Genomic DNA, 18,341 nt, shown 5'->3' with positions numbered 1-18,341 from the left:
CGGTAATACCACGGAAGAACAACGGCAGCGGGCTGCCTGATGGCACGGTGTTTGGTCGATCATCTGAGCACAAAACCTGGCGATTGTTCATGGGTTCTCCCGACAAATTGTGGCGCATTATACGCGGGTGATTGACGACATCAAGCGGAAAAATGGCCTAAGGCAAACGGTTGCTGCCGTGGTTTTCTTTAATCGCCAGTATGCGCCTGATTATCCTGCATACCCTGTCCAGTTCCGTCGTTTCCCGGGGAGCCACCAATACGGTAGTACTCGAGGCAATCACCCCGAGAACCTCCGGCAACCGGTGATGATCGATTATCCTGCCCACGGCGCGACCATATCCCGGCATGACATGCACCACCACAAACTGAGGATTATGATCCACATCGGTGACCATTTCGTTTACCGGCCTTTGGGCATCGGGAGTGAACTGAGACTGCTCATTCAGGGCGTAAATCTTTTTGCCTTTGGCGTTCTGCACCTTCACGACACCCAGCGTTTTCAGCAACTGTGAAATGGTGGACTGACCGATATTTTTGTATCCCGCGCGCTGGAGTTCCTGACGCAGTTCCTCCTGTGATGAAAAATGTCGGCTGGCAATAAGCTGATGGCAGAGGATCAGTTGCTGATGTTCTTTTTCAAGTGTAGGTAATGTTCTTTTCATGGTCATATTTCCGGTAAATAAAGGACGTCAACATGGCAAAAAAATCATTTTCTACAAAGACTTAAATCAAAGAACCGAGACTTAACGCGAACATCAGCAATACCAGTAAAATCCCCATCAATGGCGCAACCCACTTCAGCCAGCGGATATAGGGCACCCGCGCGATCGCCAGACCGCCCATGACCACGGCGGAGGTCGGCGTGACCAGATTCACCAGCCCGGATGCCGACTGATAAGCGGTCACCACCAGTTCACGCCCGACGTGAGCGAAATCGGCGAGAGGCGCCATGATCGGCATGGTCATCACCGCCAGACCGGATGACGAGGGCACCAGAAATGACAGCACCACTTCAAGCAGGAACATGACATTGATGAACAGCATGCTGGACAACCCGGAAACCATACCTTCGGCGCTGTGCAAAATAGTATGAGTAATCATGCCGTTATCCATGATCACTACGATGCCACGGGCAATGCCGATGATCAGCGCCACGCCAAGCAGGTCGCGTGCGCCATCAATGAATGTTGAAGTCAGTTCTTCCTCACTCATGCGGGCAATCAGACCTGTGAGGATCGCTGCGGCAAGGAAAACGCCGGAAATTTCCCCCATCCACCAGCCCTTTACCGATACGCCATAAATCATCACCACAAAAGCCAGCGCGAAGATCAGCAGGATGATTTTGCGCACGCCGGTAAAAGGCAGCAGTTCTTCGCTGCGGTTGCCGAGAAAATGGGCACGGTTGCTTTCCCACTGATCGGCGACGATGGAAAGCGAGGGATCGCGGCGCACTTTACGGGCATAGCGCATCACCCAGATCACGCAGATCAGCCAGCCGATGATCAGGATGGCGACGCGCAGACCGATGCCGTGAGTAAACGGGATCCCGGCGGCATTGGCGGCAATCACCGTGGCGAAAGGATTGATTGTCGAACCGAGCGTGCCAATCCCGGCGCCCAGCAGTACGGTAGCGGCGGCCACCAGCGGATCGAAACGGGCAGCCATCATGACCGGCACCAGCAGGGTGTAAAACGGCAACGATTCTTCGGCCATGCCGTAAATAGTGCCACCAGCGGCGAACAGGGCCATCAGGATCGGGATCATCCACTCTTCTTTGTCCTTCAGACGGACGGTGACCCGTTCAATCCCGGCGTCAATTGCGCCGGTTTTGGTCACGATCCCCAGGAAACCGCCAATGATGAGAATAAATAAGGCGACATCAATTGCGCCAGCCTGACCGGTGGTGTGGTTATACAGACCATCAACGGGCGCGAGGAAAATATCCACCAGCCCCTGCGGGTTGCCGCTGACCGGATGATAAGTACCGGCGACCGGGACATCTTTACCCAGCCCGGCATTCATCGCCATGTCGTACTGACCGGCGGGGATGACCCAGCTCAGACCGGCGACCAGAGCGATGAGAATAAAGAGAATGGTGTAGGCAGAAGGAAATTTGAATGTACGCATGAACGTAATCCTTAAGAAAAGCGTGAAGGTAAAACACCTTCACGCAAAGGGCTTAGTCATCGCCAAGCGTGGCGACCATGACCGCTTTTATGGTGTGCATACGGTTTTCGGCTTCATCAAACACAATGGAATGCGCGGACTCAAAAACGTCATCCGTCACTTCCAGCCCTTGCATGCCGTAAGTGATTTCCAGTTCTTTGCCGAGTGTGGTTTCTGCGTTATGAAATGCGGGCAGGCAGTGCATGAATTTGACGTCAGGATTGCCGGTGGCGCGGAGGACGGCAGCATTAACCTGATACGGGCTCATCAGGCTGATACGTTCTGCCCAGGCGCTTTTCGCTTCGCCCATCGACACCCAGACATCGGTGTAAAGGAAATCGACGCCTTTTACGCCCTCATCAACGTGTTCCGTGAGCAGAATGCGGGCCCCCGTCGTGCGGGCGATATCACGGCAGAGAGTGACCAGGGCCTCTTCCGGCCAGAAGGATTTTGGCGCCACCAGACGGATATCCATCCCCATTTTCGCTGCGCCGACCATCAGGGAATTGCCCATATTGTTTCGGGCATCACCCAGATAAGCGAAGCTGATCTGGCAGAGATTTTTCCCCGGCGAATGCTCAAGCATGGTCATCAGGTCGGCGAGGATCTGGGTCGGATGAAACTCGTCGGTCAGCCCGTTCCATACCGGTACGCCGGAGAATTCCGCCAGTTCCTCCACAATCTTCTGTGCAAAACCCCGGTATTCGATGCCGTCGTACATTCGCCCCAGCACGCGGGCGGTGTCTTTCATGGATTCTTTGTGCCCGATCTGGCTGCCGCCAGGGCCGAGGTAGGTGACGTGCGCCCCCTGATCGAAAGCGGCCACCTCAAATGCACAACGTGTGCGGGTGGAGGTTTTCTCAAAGATCAGCGCAATATTTTTTCCGTGCAGACAGGGACGTTCCTGACCTGTTTGCTTATCGTTTTTCAGTGCCCGCGCCAGCTTGATCAGTTGCTGAATTTCTTCCGGCGTGAAGTCGAGCAGTTTAAGGAAATGACGATTTTTCAATGTGCCAGACATAATGATTATCCTGAAATAATGAGAGGAGAATGCGGGTTATTCCGCGCGGATACAGGTGCCTTTCAGACCGGCCAGAATGGCCTCACCCTCTTGCAGAGCGCCGATCCCCGCCAGCCCGTGGCAGGCATCGACAAACTGGCAGGCCGCATTAACTTTCGGCCCCATGGAGCCTGCGTCGAAAGTCATACCCGCGAGATCCCGTGTGGTGATTTGATGCAGCGGACGTTGCTCTGGCGTGCCCCAGCCGAGGTACACCGCATCGGCATCGGTCAGGATCAGCAGTGCGTCGGCCTGTAACTGACGCGCCAGCAGCGCCGCCGAAAGGTCTTTGTCTATCACGGCTTCCACGCCTTCCAGCCCGTCGGCGGTCTGATGAACCGGCACACCGCCGCCGCCGTTACAGATGACCAGATAGTGCTTTTCCAGTAAGGCACGGATGGCATCAATCTCGAGGATGCGCTGCGGCTGAGGAGAGGCGACCACGCGGCGGAAATGCGGTCCGTCAGGTTTCATCGCCCAGCCTTTTTCGGCAGCCAGATCCGCCGATTGCGCCTGCGTGTAGACCGGACCGATGTATTTTGTCGGGTTGCCAAATGCCGGATCCCGCAGGCTGACTTCCACCTGTGTCAGCAGAGTGCAGACGCGGCCTTCAGGCAGGCAATTTTTCAGCGCCTGTTGCAGCAGATAGCCGATCATCCCCTGTGTTTGTGCCACCAGAATATCGAGCGGGTAGGGGGCGACGGCCGGATACGCGCTGTTTTGCAGCGCCAGTAATCCGACCTGCGGACCGTTGCCGTGCACCAGCACGACGCGCCATTTCAGGCATAGCGCAGCCAGCGTTTCGGCCGCCAGACGGATGTTGTTGCGCTGCAGTTCGGCTTCGAGCGGTTCGCCACGGCGCAACAATGCATTGCCGCCAAGGGCGACAACCAGAACAGGTTTGTTCATGAAATTTTCCCGGTATAGATGATCAGATGTCGTCGCGTTCAAGCGGGCAACTCATGCAGCGCGCGCCGCCGCGGCCTCTGCCCAGTTCATCGCCCGGAATGGGGAGCACGGTGATCCCGGCCTTGTCGTATTTTTCGTTAGTCCGGGTGTTGCGCTCGTAGCCGATGACCACGCCGGGACGCACGGTCAGCACGTTATTGGCGTCATTCCACTGTTCGCGTTCGGCTTCAAAACTGTCGCCGCCGGTGGTGATGAGTTTGATGTCGTCAATGCCCAGCGCTTTGCCGATTGCCCGGACGAACTGCGGCTCTTCGGTGCGGCGCAGGCCGCCGTGACCATTGTCGGTGAGCGTCCAGCACAAAGTGGTGTCGCGCACCACTTCCGGATACACCGAGAAAGTGTCCAGATCGATATGTGTCATGACAGTATCAAGGTGCATGCAGGAGCGGTGTTTCGGTAATTGCAGCACAATCACTTTGGTGGCCTGCTGATGTTTGAACAGTGAACGTGCGAGGAATTCCACACCTTGCGGAGTCGTGCGTTCCGATAAACCTATTAATACTGCGCCACGGCCAATGACTAAAACATCGCCGCCTTCCAGCGTGGCGTGGTCGTAATTAAATTCGTCGTTGCCAAAGTAAGTAATAAATTCGTTATCGGTAAAGTGCGGATGCCAGCGATATATGGCACGTAAATTATTGGTTTCCCGTTTACGTGCTTCTTTTGCCATCGGATTGACCGATACGCCGTTATATATCCAGCAGGAAGTGTCACGGGTAAATAAATGATTGGGTAAAGGCTTAATCACAAAGTCATTTAGCTGATGCGTATCCGTGACCATATTATGAAAAGTATCGGGAATTTCACTGTATGTTAATCCGCCACTCATAAACCGGGCCGTTTGCCGGTGAGGAAGATCGGCCAGCCAGCCCCGAATTTCTTCGGCAAATTGCGGCCCCAGCCGGTAATCCGAGATCTGCCGGCTGAGCAGCCAGTCTTTGGCCTCGCGGTTATCGAGGGTTTCTGTCAGCAGGTCAGTCAGCAATAAAACTTCCACCCCTTGCTGGCGCAAGGTCTCGCTGAAAACGTCATGTTCTTTCCCGGCGCGCTCAACGGAAAGCACGTCATCGAATAATAACTCCTGGCAATTCGAGGGGGTGAGTCGCTGTAAACTTAAATTTGGCCGGTGAAGCATTACACTGCGAAGTTGGCCTATTTCGGATCCTACATAATGCCGTTTCATATTTATCCCTTTTGTAAAAAGAAGAGCAAATAATGTTTTGGGCAAATGAATGACGGGGAGAATAAATAATTTATTCAACCTGAAATGGTATGTGCCCGCAACGAAATGAATAATATTCCGCTTAGGCATTTAATATGTGATTCAGATCGCATCAGAATAAATGGATGACAGAGGTTATCTGTTGATTGATAAGCGTCATTGTTTTATTTATTAGCGGGCTCAGTAAAGTGAATAATTAACGAAATATCAGCGTATTTATTTGGCCTGACAGTAAATGACCGAATGAGATGATATTAACGCAGTTCTAATTGACTCAAAAATAAAGGGTTTATTTTCGCTCTGCATAGAATGTCTTTTTTTATGATTAAAGATTTATAAATTCTCTCAGACATTAAATAACTATGATTAATTTCGGTGGTTTTTGGTTTAATTAAATTTGTGATCTGTTGGTGAGTTTTTAGAAATAGTCCGTAAGACCAACAGGATGAAAGTGCAGCACTGAATGCATTTTCAGGGTTTATGCAATCCGGCTGCATAATCATTGTTTCTCCGGTCGCGGATAACGTTCTGTCGCAAAATATTCCCCGTGAAGTCAAAATTTTGATCCCGCTCTGGCCACCGGACAGCAAACAGGATTAGTATTTATGAAACGCTGTTTCACTCATGCATTACAAACCCGAGGTTATGATGATCACAGGAAACATCCACGCGCTGCATCTCGTCCCTTATCTGCCCGCTGAACTGCGCGATGCCATTGAATACGTTAAACAACACATCACGCCACAGACGCCGCTGGGCAAACACGATATCCGTGGCGATGACGTATTTGTGCTGATTTCCAATGATTCGACGGCACCGCTGGCCGAACGCCGCGCCGAGTTTCACGCACGTAATCTGGATATCCAGATTGTGCTGAACGGCACCGAAGGCATGACATTCAGCAACTTACCGGCAGGATATGTCGATACCGACTGGCTGGAAGACAAAGACATCGCGTTTCTGGCTGCCGGTGAGCAGGAAAAAACCATGATCATGCAGACCGGCGATTTCGTGGTGTTTTATCCGGGCGAAGTGCATAAACCGCTGTGCGCCGTCGGCGAACCGGCCAATGTGCGTAAAGCGGTGGTGAAAATGAACGTCAGCGCATTGTCCGCTTAATGCTGATTGTGTAGCGCTTTGTGCGCTTGATCAGCTTCATGCGCCAGCGACGCAGCCTGCCGAGACGTTCTGGCGCTTTGAGTTTGTGTTTGATCCACACCACCTGCCACGGCCGGAGACGCATCTGGCCGTTAAACACTTCTCCGCCAATCAGATCTTTCCCTTCGACCGCCAGCTTCAGCATCTGCGAATGATCGCTGATATTGAATATGCAGCTGATCCGGTCTTCGGTTTTCGGATCATAGCGTTCCATCGCAAACAGCGATTTACCCAGATCAAACACGCGCTGACCCGCCTGTGGTGAAAAGGCCGGGTGCTCGCGGCGGTGTCTGATAAGTGCCTGTAATCCATAAAAAATGCGGGCACGTAAGCCGTCTTTTTTTTCCAGTTCCGCTTCAATGGTCATCAGATCCAGTTTTTTACGGTTGATACGGCGGTTGATCCCGGACTGATGCATACCCTCAAGATCGTTTTCGCTGCCCAACAGGCTGTGAATATAAATCGCCGGGACGCCGATAAACGACAGCAGCAGCGCCTGTGCCGCCAGAAACTTACGGGCTTTCAGCTCAGTATCATCTTCCGGTTCAGTCAGCGCGCTCAGGTAATTTATGTTCAGTTCATACGGGGAATGCGTGCCGTCACCGTTGTCTTTATAGGACACGCGGCCTTCCTTGCGCAGCGTTTCCTGCGCCATGTATTTACGTTCGTCATCGGTCAGGAAGGTTTCGGTCGGACGTAAACCTATGCCGTCGTGGCTGGCAAGGAAGTTGAAATAGGTGGTGTCAGGATAACGGGCTTCGGCATTCAGGCTCTGCGCCCATTGAGTGAGCGTGGTGGTATCCTGACGCAAAAAGGCGTGCAAGGTCAGCGGCGGCAGCGGGAACTGATACACCATGTGTGCCTCGTCGCCTTCGCCGAAATAACTGATATTTTCGTGATGCGGAACGTTGGTTTCAGTGATGATCCGCGTGCCGGGGATCACTTCATCGAGAATGGTGCGCCAGACTTTAATGATGTTATGCGCCTGCGGCATGTGAATACAGCGCGTCCCGGCTTCCTTCCAGATATAGCCAATCGCATCAAGGCGGATCGACTGCCCGCCGCTGGCGGCGTACTGCAACAGCACATCGATGCTTTCCAGCAGGACCTGCGGATTTTTGAAATTAATATCGACCTGATCTTCACTGAACGTCGTCCACAGATACAGCTCGGTGCCGTTGGTTTTGATAAATGGCGAGAGCAGCGGTGAAGCGCGCGGGCGCACAACGCGGCTGTAATCGAGCTCGGGATTGGCGGCAATAAAGTAATCTTTGTAATACGGATCGTCATGCAAATAGCCTTTCATCCATTCGCTTGAGCGGGAAATATGGTTGATCACGCAGTCAAACATCAGGTTGAAATTAGCCGAAAGGTGATGAATATCTGACCAGCCGCCGAGATGTTCATCGATCCGCCGGTAGTCAATGACGCTGAAGCCGTCATCCGAGCTGTACGGATACATCGGCAGAATATGGATGTCGCTGATGATGTCGCGCAGATAGGTGTTAGCAAAGTGATTGAGCGTCGCCAGCGGCGGTTGCTCGCCGTGACGGATATTATCGCCATAAGTAATCAGATAAATATTGGTGCCATCCACCCAACGGGTGTTGCGGTGTTTGCCGTAATTCCATTTGTCGGCGAGATGCAGGATTTTTTTCAGCAGGTCGGCGATGTGTTCCCTGGGGTAAATCCTGCTTAACAGGCTTTCGAGGCGCAGGACATACTCAAGATTAACTGAGCTCATATCGGTTCCTTCTTCTGCATTTTTGTTTTTTTTGATGAAAGCACTCTAAAAAGGTTAGCTGAAAATGCGGGCTTCTGGCGGGAACGGGCGGGATAAAGTGCAAAATGATGTAAAGATTGCGGCGTACAGGAAGTTTATCCTTGCTGCACGCCGGGAGAGAATCAGTCGTGACCGAGGGTGGCCACCATCACCGCTTTGATGGTGTGCAGACGGTTTTCCGCCTGATCGAACACCACGCTGTGGCTCGATTCAAAGACGTCATCGGTGACTTCCATGCCGCCGTGCAGGCCGTACTCCTCCGCCATTTGTTTACCAAGCGTGGTCTGGTCATCATGAAATGCCGGCAGGCAGTGCAGGAATTTCACCTGCGGGTTGCCGGTCAGCGCCAGCATCGCGCTGTTTACCTGATAATGACGCAGCAGGTTAATGCGCTCTTTCCAGACTTCTTTTGGCTCACCCATGGAAACCCAGACGTCGGTGTAAAGGAAGTCGGCATCTTTCACACCGGTCGCGATATCTTCGGTCAGGGTGATGCTGCCGCCATTTTCTTTCGCCAGATGCTCACAGGTGGCGACCAGTTCCGCTTCCGGCCAGCAGGCCGAAGGTGCGACAAGGCGCAAATCCAGGCCACATAACGCCGCGGCCTCCAGCAGGGAATTCCCCATATTATTACGGGTGTCCCCCAGATAGGCCAGGCGCATACCTTTCAGCGGTTTGCCCGGCAGGTGTTCCTGCATGGTCAGCAGATCAGCCAGTAACTGCGTCGGGTGGAATTCGTTGGTTAAGCCATTCCATACCGGTACACCGGCGTATTGCGCCAGGATTTCCACTTTATCCTGCCCGTAACCGCGATACTGAATACCGTCGTACATCCGCCCGAGGACGCGGGCGGTATCTTTCATCGATTCTTTATGGCCGATCTGGCTGCCACTTGGGCCGAGATAGGTGACTTTTGCCCCCTGATCGTAGGCGGCAACTTCGAAAGAGCATCGGGTGCGGGTAGAGTCTTTTTCGAAGATGAGCGCGATGTTTTTGCCTTGCAGGCTGGCTTTTTCGGTGCCGTTCTTCTTAGCGGCTTTTAATTCTGCGGAGAGTTTCAGCAGTGACGAAATCTCTGACGGGGTAAAATCCAGTAACCTGAGAAAATGACGTTTACTCAACAAACTCATGATGTCGCTCCATAGCGCGTAAGCATTTCGGATTGAATTTAAATTCAATTTAACTGTATGAATATGCAAATACAACCCCACAGTAAAAACTTTGTCGTTTATAGTGGAGACGCGCCCTGCGGTGTGTGAAAATAGCGTACAAACGTCACATTGATTGAGGACAGAGATATGGCAAACCGTGAATTGCTGGAAGAACAACGTGAAGAGACTCGCTTAATCATCGAAGAACTGCTGGATGATGGCAGTGATCCTGACGCGCTTTACACTATCGAACACCATTTATCTTCAGAGAAATTTGAAGTTCTGGAGAAAGCGGCAGTCGAAGCTTTCAAACTGGGTTATGAAGTCACTGATGCTGAAGAGCTGGAAGTGGAAGACGGCTCTGTTGTGATGTGTTGCGACGTCATCAGTGAAATCGCGTTGAAAGCGGAACTGATCGACACGCAGGTTGAGCAACTGATGAACCTGGCCGAAGCCAACGGCGTCAGCTATGACGGCTGGGGCACTTACTTCGAAGGCGATGACGACGAAGAAGGTGAAGACGGCGAAGACGAAGATTTTGTTGATGAAGATGATGACGGAAAACGTCATTAATTCTTTCTGAATCTGAAACAAAAGGGCTGCTGAATGAAGCGGCCTTTTTTATTTCTGCTCAACCCCTTCCTTTGTGAGAAGCCTCTCGTTTGGTAAATTTCATAAACCATATGCAAAATATGGTTAAATTCAATACACCTGCCAAAAGTTAACATACCAATTCTGAAAGATATTCTACCTCATGACTTGGAGCCAGATTATGGCAGCCGTAAAGAAATTGTCTGTTCTAGAAAAACTCGGTTTTGGTATGGGTGACGCCGCTTGCGGGATCGTTTATTCCTCCGTCACGATGTTTCTGACGTACTTTTATACCGATATCTACGGGCTCTCCGCCGCCGCTGTCGGAGTAATGTTTCTGGTTACGCGCATTCTGGATGCCGTCAGCGATCCGCTAACCGGCATTGTCGCGGACCGCGTGCAAACCCGCTGGGGGCATTTTCGCCCGTGGCTGATTTGGTTTGCCATTCCTTATGCCGTGCTGGCAGTAATGACCTTCACCACGCCTGATTTCGGTCATTCCGGAAAACTGCTTTACGCCTACATTACTTATTCATTGCTGATGCTGTGTTACACCTTTATCAATATTCCGTACTGCGCACTGGGCGGCGTGATTACCACGGATGATAAAGACCGGCTGTCTGCGCAATCCTATCGGTTCACGATTTCATCTCTGGCTGGTTTACTGGTTTCTGTCGGCACGTTGTGGCTGGTGGATTATTTCGGTAAAGAAAATCTGCAGGTCGGTTACCAGGCGACGATGGCGGTAATGGGCGTGATTGCTGTTTGTATGCTGGTGTTCTGTTTTTGTTTCACCAAAGAACGGATCACGGCGGAGGATACCCGTCAGGTATCCGTGCTCAGCGATTTGAAAAATCTGCTGTCGAACGATCAGTGGCGTATTGTCGCCATCATCACCTTTTTCTCCAGTATGGCTGGGGTGATGCGCAGTTCCGCGACATTGTATTACGCGACGTATCTGATGCTGGATAAGGGGCAGAGTCTGGTCAGTGGCACGGCGATGAAAAGTACGTTTATCACGACCAGCGTAGTCGGCACGATATTTGGGGCAATAGCGGCGGGGTACTTTGCCAAACGGTTTAGCACGCTGACGATGTTTAAGAATATCAATCTGCTGCTGGTTCTTGCGGGTGTAGTGATGTTTTTTGTCCCGCCGAAATTCCTGCCGGTTATTTTCCCGCTGTATTTCATCATTGGTTTTTTACACCAGATGTACCAGCCGTTTAAATGGAACATGATGGCGAATGCGGCGGATTATGGTGAGTGGAAAACAGGCCGGCGGATCACCGGGCTGTCTTTCTCCGGCAATCTGTTCGCGTTAAAACTGGGTATGGCCTTTGCGGGGGCATTTGTTGGCTTTTCACTGGGCTGGTTTGGCTATCATGCGGGTGCAGAAACACAGACTGCGCTGGCAACTACCGGCATCATTGGCCTGCTGACCGTTGGGCCTTCAGTATCGTATCTGATCCTCTATTTCCTGGCCCGTTTCTACAAGCTCGATGATGCCACGATGAACCATATCCAGACTGATCTGGCGAAACGCAGCGGGGATATTGCCCGCGAGCAGGAAAATGAAGTCGGTAATCCGGCTCCGGTGATATTTGTTAAATAAGGAGGAGTTCGATATGGAGATGACTAACCGTTCTGGCTGGCGTGCAGATTTGGGTGACGGGCATTATCAGAATCCTGTTTTGCATGCAGATTATTCAGACCCGGATATTGTTTGTGTGGGCGATGATATTTACATGGTGGCCTCGAGTTTTAATCATATTCCTGGCCTGCCCGTGCTTCATTCAACCGATCTGGTGAACTGGAAAATTATTAACCATGTTGTGCAGCGGATTAACTATCCGGTCTACGACAGCATGCAACCCGGCAAAGGGATCTGGGCGCCGAGTATTCGTTATCACAACGGGTTGTTCTGGGTATTTTACAGCATGCCCGATGAAGGCATTTTTATGTCTTACGCCGAAGATCCGGCAAAAGACTGGAGCGAGCCGCATTGTATTAAAGCGGTGAAGGGCTGGATCGACCCTTGTCCGTTCTGGGATGAGGACGGGCGCGCATGGCTGATTCATGCGTTTGCCTATAGCCGTTCTGAGATCAAACATCAGTTACAGCTTTGCGAAATGGCTCCTGACGCAACATCATTGCTTGACCAGGGCAAGATCATTTTTGATGGTGCAGTTTCCCATCCGACCATTGAGGGGCCAAAAGTCTACCGGCGTAATGGCTGGTATTATATCTTTGCGCCTGCCGGAGGCGTCGAAAGTGGCTGGCAGACCGTATTGCGCTCTCGCCAGATGAGCGGCCCGTTTGAGGCCCGCGACGTTTTACATCAGGGCACCTCGAAAGTGAACGGTCCGCACCAGGGCGGCTGGGTGGAACTGAAAAACGGCGAATGCTGGTTTGTTCATTTTCAGGATGCCGCCCACAATGGTCGGATAATGCACTTGCAGCCTATGCGCTGGAATCACGACGGCTGGCCGGAAATTGGCGAAGAAATCAATGCTGAAGGACTGGGGCAGCCGGTATCCAGGTATGTTAAACCTGCGGTATCTTCGCACGGGTTGCGATGCGATCCGCAAACGTCGGACAGTTTTGCACAAGGGCGCTTCGGTCTGCAATGGCAGTGGCAGGCTAACCCGCAACGTGACTGGATTATTCCATCGCCGGCGGGTCTGAAACTGGCCTGCCGTCCTTTTGGCGCACGGTCTTTATATGACACGCCGCAACTGCTTTTGCAGAAATTCCCGGCGCCTGAATTCACGGTGACCACACGTTTGGATCCGCATTTTAACCACGACGGTGAGCAGAGCGGTTTGATAATGTATGGAGAAAGATACGGTGCGGTTTCGGTGTGCCAGCAGGAAGGCGGGTGGGTGCTGGTGTTTGATTTCGGATGGATGAGCGATAAAGGCGTTCTGAGCCAGAAAAGAACCGTGCTGGCGACGCTCATGCGCCATGAAGCGGTGTTCATCAGGGCAGAGGTATTGCAACGTGGCGTCTGCCATTTCTTTTTCAGACAGGTCGAAACCGAAGACTGGAAAGCTGTTGCACCCCCGTTAGCCATTTCTGCAGGGAAATGGGTGGGGGCGAAAACCGGCATTTATTCGGCGGCGTCTGAAGTGAATTCTGATACGGGATACGGCGAGTTTTCATATTTCCTGATGAGCGCCCGATAACCCATAAAGCCAGCTCACGGGAGCTGGCTGTCAACTTCTTAAAGCACGTCCCCGTTACTCTCAATCACTTTCTGATACCAGCCGAAACTCTCTTTTTTCGAGCGCGCCATCGTGCCGCTGCCGTCATCGTTTTTATCGACGTGAATGAAGCCATACCGTTTGCTGTACTGACCGGTAGTAAACGACACGCAGTCGATGCAGCCCCACGGCGTATAGCCCATCAGATCCACACCGTCTTCCAGTACGGCTTTTTTCATCTGCTCAATGTGCGCTTTCAGATAGGCGATGCGGTAATCGTCATGAATAACGCCATCGTCGCCCGCTTTATCAATCGCACCAAAGCCATTTTCGACAATAAACAGCGGTTTCTGATAACGCTCGTACAAGATATTCAGTGTGTAACGCAGGCCGACCGGATCAATCTGCCAGCCCCAGTCGGAGGCTTTCACGTGCGGATTCGGCACGCTGCCTGCAAAGCCGGACAAGCCGTTATCATCACTCGGATTGTGCGCGGAAATGGCGTTGCTCATGTAATAGCTCAGGCCGATGTAATCCGCGCAGCCGTCACGCAGCGCCTGCAAATCGCCGTCTTCCATTTTGATGTCGAAGCCACGGCGTTCCCACTCTTTCAGGGCATAGGCCGGGTAATAACCGCGCATATGCACGTCGCTGAACAGGAAGCGTTCGTGCATCGCCTCAACGGAATACATCACATCATCCGGATGGCAGGAGAACGGATACAGCGGCACCATGGCGATCATGCAGCCAATCTGGAAATCAGGGTTGATGTCATGGCCGAGTTTCACCACTTTGGCGCTGGCCACAAACTGATGATGCAGTACCTGATACATCGTTTCTTCCGGATTTTCCTGTTCGGTGAATACCACGCCGGAGCAGCAATAACCGAACAGCGGATATTTCCAGTTACGCTGGTTATTGATCTCATTGAACGTCATCCAGTATTTCACTTTGCCTTTGTAGCGTTCCATCACCACCTGGCTGAAGCGTACAAAGAAATCCACCACCTGACGGTTTTTCCAGCCGCCATATTCTTTCACCAGATGCCACGGCATCTCGAAGTGGGAGAGGGTGATGACCGGCTCGATATTGTGTTTGAGCAACTCATCAAACATGTCGTCGTAAAATTGCAGGCCGGCTTCGTTTGGCTGTAATTCGTCGCCATTCGGAAAAATGCGCGTCCAGGCAATGGAGGTGCGAAAGCATCTGAAACCCATTTCGGCGAATAACGCGATGTCTTCTTTGTAGTGCGAGTAGAAATCGACGGCTTCGTGGTTCGGATAACGGTAACCCTCAAGTACGCCGTCGGTGATCACGCGGTCAACGCCGTGGGCACCGCCGGAAAGGACGTCGCAGATACTGATGCCTTTGCCGCCTTTATTCCAGCCGCCTTCAACCTGATGCGCCGCGACCGCGCCGCCCCATAAGAAATCTTTTGGTAACTGATGGCTCATTTGTTTCTCCCTGGATATCTGATGAGGGCAGACTGCTGCTGCCCCGTAGATCGTCATATGTGATTTAATTCATTTCAGCCTGTGTGGCGCGTGGCGTTTCTGCCTGCACGTTTTTAGTTACCGCGACATCGGGCTCATCTTTGAAACCGACCAGCCAGGTGAACAGTGCGCCGAGGACAAACGCAACGGTAATCGACAGCAGGAAACCGAGGAACTGCGGCATGTGGCCTTCTTTGAAGAACACTGGCAGCACGGCGATACCCGGCAGGCAGTAGCTCCACGACACGGCGTTAAAGGAACCGGCAATCGCGCCGCCGATGCCACCTGCAACGCAACTGCACAGGAAAGGTTTTTTCAGACGCAGCGCCACGCCGTAAATCGCAGGTTCAGTGATACCGAACAGGCCGGTAACGCCAGCAGACAATGAGATGCCTTTCATTTCGCGGCTGCGGGTTTTCAGGTATACGCCAAACATGCTGCCGGTCATCGCGAAGACGGCAGAAGCCTGCAGGCCGGTAAAAGTGTCGTACCCCAGCGTGGCGTAGTTGCCGACGGTGACCGGCGTAATGCCCCAGTGAACCCCCAGCGTGACCAGTGGCTGCCAGAAAGCGCCCACCACAAAACCGGCAATGGTCGGGCTGAGGTGATAGAGAGTGTTATAAACCCCGCCAATTGCGCCACCAATCAGGTTACCGACCGGGCCAAAGACCAGCAGGGTCATCGGCACCATAATGGCGATACAGAACATGGGCGTGAACAGGTTGCGGATAACAATCGGCAGCACTTTATTAAAGAAGCGCTCGATGTATGACATCGCCCAGACCATCAGAATGATCGGGATAACAGACGCGGTATAGCTCAGGTATTTCACCGGAATGCCGAGGAAATCCAGTGTCGGTGAAGAAACCGGAATACCGACCACATTCTGTAAAATATTGGCGATGTCTGGATTACTGACCGCTTCACGCATCAGTTGCTGCATGGCCGGGTCGGCGGAGTTGACCGACGTGATCTTGAAGGCCGTCAGCATATTCATGTAGTCGGGGCTGATCAGCGCACAGGCCGTAATGACCGCAGTGAAAGGATTGACGTTGAATTTTTTCGCGGCGGTGAAGGCAATCATCACCGGCAGGAAGGTAAAGGCTGTCCACGACACAAAATTCAGAATGCGGTAAGTGCCGCTGTTGGCGTCCATAATCCCGATGGCGGCCAGGAAAGAAATAATCCCCTGTAAGATACCGCAGGCAGCAAGCTGATAAAGGAAAGGCGTAAAGATGCTGGAGATAACGTCCATCACGCGGCTGACAATGCCGACATCAGGCGCTGAGACCGGCGCATTTTCATCAATCTGGATCAGTTTCAGCACCTGCTTGTACGCGTCGCTCACGTGGTTGCCGATCACCACCTGCATCTGTCCGCCAGCCTCTATAACGGTAATAACCCCCTTCACGCGTTTTAATTCTTCTTTATCGACGGCTTTATTATCTTTCAGAACAAAGCGTAAACGTGTGGCGCAATGTGTGATGCTAATCACATTATTATCGCCGCCAATATATTTAACAATATCCTGAGCGGTCTGAGCGTAATCAATAGCCATTGTTTATTATTCTCCTGCGGGAATACAGAGGTGAGTTTTTTTATTTTTTTACTCGCTGGCAGGAGTGTAGCAAAAGAAAGGGTATTGTCACGATATAACAAAAATCAAACCGGGTGATTTGTTACTTATTAAAAACACCCTGTTTTTTCATTGCGCTGAGTCACGTTTTATTAACGGTAATTTCTTTCCGATGGTCTCGATAATATAAAGTACCGGGATCTGCGTGGTAATATTATATTGCCCTTCGAGGACGACTTGCGGCATGTGATAAGAGATGTTGAGGTCTGCCATCCGCGCCAGCGTTGAGGTCTCGCTGTTAGTCAGGCTGATGATTTTGCAGTTATGCTGACTGAACTGGGTCGCAAAACGCAGCACTTCTTCCGTTTCACCCGAGACGGAAAGAATAATGGCGATGGCGTCTTTATACATGTCGCTGTTGATGGGGAAATAAGGGTCATCAATAAAGGTACTGAATTTCCCTACATTAGAGAAAAAGCGTGCGCTGTATTTCCCTAATGAACCTGAGGTTCCCACACCCACAAATATAATACGCTGCGCATTAGCAATCTGGCGGGCGGCGAGTTCTAATAATTCATCAAACTCACTGTTATTAATGCTTTTGAAATAACTGATGATCTCACTGATGCCAAATGACACTGGCGGCTTTTCTTCATGTTCTAAAAACAGTTTAAAACGGATACGAAATTCGGAATAACCCTCGCAATCCATCTTTTTGCAGAAGCGCAAAACTGTCGTGGTTGAGACACCTGCGGCATCTGCCAGTTCACGAATGGTCATGTACATCACTTTATCGCCGTTTTTGACGATGTAGTTATAGACCGTCAGTTCCAGTTCGTTTAATGCTGAAATGGCTTTATGTGTGAACATTCAGATGCCTGTTTGCAAAGAGCGAATAAAGAACGAAAACGGTGTCAGAGGTGTTTTAACATCGTCACTTCACAATCGACATGGCCGGTGTTGCCGAGCGCGCAGTCAATGTGGTGGAAACCCAGACGCTCATACAGCGCAATCGCCTGTGTCAGACTGGCGGTGGTTTCCAGATAGCAGCGGGCGAAGCCCTGCTGGCGCGCATGTTCAATGGCCTGCAAGGCCAGTCGTTTTGCCAGCCCCTGACCGCGCAGTGCCGGCATAAAATACATCTTCTGCAATTCACACAAATCGTTATCTGCACCGGATAAGGGGGCGACGCCGCCGCCGCCCGCGACAACGCCGTCAAGTTCCACCACCCAGTAAGCACAGCGTGGCTGACTGTAGGTTTCATACAGGTGATCCAGATTCGGATCTGCCACGGTATAGCCTTTATCTGCAGTCAGGCCAAATTCGGCAGAAACGTGTCGGATCACGTTGGCGATGGCAGCATTATCTTCAAGGCGTATCGGGCGCACCTGCACGCTGACAGGAAGGGAGGTCATCATGTTACTCACTCAGTTTCAATAACAGGCAATCAAACAGACCGTTTTAATACCATCTTAGGGCGTGCCGATGCAACGCTGCAGGCGTTTCCCAGGTGATTTTTACTTATCTCAGATGAGAATTTTTTTCATTGCCGCAGCAGTCATCCCACGCCTGTTTCTTTATTTTTATGAAAACGGTCAGGGGTTCCGGGTGACAGTTCGCTGCCGTCTTTATTTCCGGCTAATCCGAAAAGAGAGAGTAAAAGCCACTTTAGCTTGTCATTAGCATTGAGGCGCATTATTTATCGCTGTCGGGGTAATTATCTTTTTAAATGCTGAATGTACTATTTAGTAATATTAAATCAATGTGTATCTGTATGAATCATCGTGAATTTATATAAAATTTCTATTTTTGCCAAAGAGGAGTGTATTTTAATTTCAATTTCTTAAAGGTATAGTTCAGTAAAGTTGATTTCGGTACAATAAGAATGTTTAATACTTTCGTTTTTATATTCCGATTTATAATTGTGTAATTATCTCTTTTAATTGATTTTAATGAATAAAATCGCT

General features: G+C 51.4%; 15 protein-coding genes. 4 read left to right on the top strand and 11 right to left on the bottom strand.

Annotated elements, in window-relative coordinates; all coding sequences use genetic code 11:
• Nucleotides 1-157 precede the first annotated feature (157 nt).
• The 5 genes from RAHAQ2_RS19265 to arcA form a co-directional block, all read right to left on the bottom strand.
• Nucleotides 158-664 carry an arginine repressor gene (locus RAHAQ2_RS19265; RefSeq protein ID WP_015698831.1) on the bottom strand — a complete coding sequence of 169 codons (507 nt, stop codon included), beginning with the start codon at nt 662-664 and terminating at the stop codon, nt 158-160.
• 61 nt (nt 665-725) lie between these two features.
• The gene (locus RAHAQ2_RS19260) at nt 726-2,129 is read right to left on the bottom strand and encodes a YfcC family protein (protein WP_015698830.1); all 1,404 of its coding nucleotides are present in this window, start codon (nt 2,127-2,129) and stop codon (nt 726-728) included.
• Nucleotides 2,130-2,181: 52 nt separating this feature from the next.
• On the bottom strand, nt 2,182-3,189 hold the full coding sequence (gene argF / locus RAHAQ2_RS19255) for an ornithine carbamoyltransferase (RefSeq protein WP_015698829.1): 1,008 nt from the start codon (nt 3,187-3,189) through the stop codon (nt 2,182-2,184).
• A gap of 36 nt (nt 3,190-3,225) precedes the next feature.
• The gene (gene arcC, locus RAHAQ2_RS19250; RefSeq protein WP_015698828.1) at nt 3,226-4,137 is read right to left on the bottom strand and encodes a carbamate kinase; all 912 of its coding nucleotides are present in this window, start codon (nt 4,135-4,137) and stop codon (nt 3,226-3,228) included.
• A 22-nt stretch (nt 4,138-4,159) separates the two neighbouring features.
• Nucleotides 4,160-5,380, bottom strand: coding sequence for an arginine deiminase (gene arcA, locus RAHAQ2_RS19245; RefSeq protein WP_015698827.1), 1,221 nt, complete (start codon nt 5,378-5,380; stop codon nt 4,160-4,162).
• A gap of 687 nt (nt 5,381-6,067) precedes the next feature.
• On the opposite strand from arcA, the gene RAHAQ2_RS19240 reads away from it, so the two are divergent.
• Nucleotides 6,068-6,538 carry a NanQ anomerase/TabA/YiaL family protein gene (locus tag RAHAQ2_RS19240; RefSeq protein ID WP_015698825.1) on the top strand — a complete coding sequence of 157 codons (471 nt, stop codon included), beginning with the start codon at nt 6,068-6,070 and terminating at the stop codon, nt 6,536-6,538.
• Here RAHAQ2_RS19240 and RAHAQ2_RS19235 read toward each other — a convergent pair.
• Both RAHAQ2_RS19235 and argF (RAHAQ2_RS19230) read right to left on the bottom strand, forming a co-directional pair.
• Nucleotides 6,519-8,321, bottom strand: a complete 1,803-nt coding sequence (locus RAHAQ2_RS19235; RefSeq protein ID WP_015698824.1) for a sugar phosphorylase — start codon at nt 8,319-8,321, stop codon at nt 6,519-6,521. The genes RAHAQ2_RS19240 and RAHAQ2_RS19235 overlap by 20 nt on opposite strands.
• 161 nt (nt 8,322-8,482) lie before the next feature.
• Nucleotides 8,483-9,490 carry an ornithine carbamoyltransferase gene (gene argF, locus RAHAQ2_RS19230; protein WP_015698823.1) on the bottom strand — a complete coding sequence of 336 codons (1,008 nt, stop codon included), beginning with the start codon at nt 9,488-9,490 and terminating at the stop codon, nt 8,483-8,485.
• A 168-nt stretch (nt 9,491-9,658) separates the two neighbouring features.
• Between argF (RAHAQ2_RS19230) and rraB the strand changes: the two genes are divergently transcribed.
• From rraB to RAHAQ2_RS19215, 3 genes are all read left to right on the top strand, one after another.
• On the top strand, nt 9,659-10,084 hold the full coding sequence (gene rraB, locus RAHAQ2_RS19225) for a ribonuclease E inhibitor RraB (RefSeq protein WP_015698822.1): 426 nt from the start codon (nt 9,659-9,661) through the stop codon (nt 10,082-10,084).
• Between the two features lie 199 nt (nt 10,085-10,283).
• On the top strand, nt 10,284-11,714 hold the full coding sequence (locus RAHAQ2_RS19220; protein ID WP_015698821.1) for a glycoside-pentoside-hexuronide (GPH):cation symporter: 1,431 nt from the start codon (nt 10,284-10,286) through the stop codon (nt 11,712-11,714).
• A 13-nt stretch (nt 11,715-11,727) separates the two neighbouring features.
• The gene (locus RAHAQ2_RS19215; protein ID WP_015698820.1) at nt 11,728-13,287 is read left to right on the top strand and encodes a glycoside hydrolase family 43 protein; all 1,560 of its coding nucleotides are present in this window, start codon (nt 11,728-11,730) and stop codon (nt 13,285-13,287) included.
• Between the two features lie 38 nt (nt 13,288-13,325).
• Here RAHAQ2_RS19215 and RAHAQ2_RS19210 read toward each other — a convergent pair whose 3' ends face one another.
• From RAHAQ2_RS19210 to RAHAQ2_RS19195, 4 genes are all read right to left on the bottom strand, one after another.
• A complete protein-coding gene (locus RAHAQ2_RS19210; protein ID WP_015698819.1) occupies nt 13,326-14,759 on the bottom strand; it encodes a 6-phospho-beta-glucosidase in 1,434 nt (477 codons plus the stop codon).
• Nucleotides 14,760-14,823: 64 nt separating this feature from the next.
• Nucleotides 14,824-16,356: a PTS transporter subunit EIIC gene (locus RAHAQ2_RS19205; RefSeq protein ID WP_015698818.1), complete on the bottom strand. Its 1,533-nt coding sequence runs from the start codon at nt 16,354-16,356 to the stop codon at nt 14,824-14,826.
• A gap of 147 nt (nt 16,357-16,503) precedes the next feature.
• Nucleotides 16,504-17,244, bottom strand: coding sequence for a MurR/RpiR family transcriptional regulator (locus RAHAQ2_RS19200; RefSeq protein ID WP_015698817.1), 741 nt, complete (start codon nt 17,242-17,244; stop codon nt 16,504-16,506).
• A 44-nt stretch (nt 17,245-17,288) separates the two neighbouring features.
• A complete protein-coding gene (locus tag RAHAQ2_RS19195) occupies nt 17,289-17,792 on the bottom strand; it encodes a GNAT family N-acetyltransferase (RefSeq protein ID WP_015698816.1) in 504 nt (167 codons plus the stop codon).
• Between the last annotated feature and the right edge of the window lie 549 nt (nt 17,793-18,341).

Source organism: Rahnella aquatilis CIP 78.65 = ATCC 33071, from assembly GCF_000241955.1.
Classification (GTDB): Bacteria; Pseudomonadota; Gammaproteobacteria; order Enterobacterales; family Enterobacteriaceae; genus Rahnella; species Rahnella aquatilis.
Note: the sequence above shows the minus strand (reverse complement) of the source record. Positions and strands in the feature narration are given on the sequence as shown.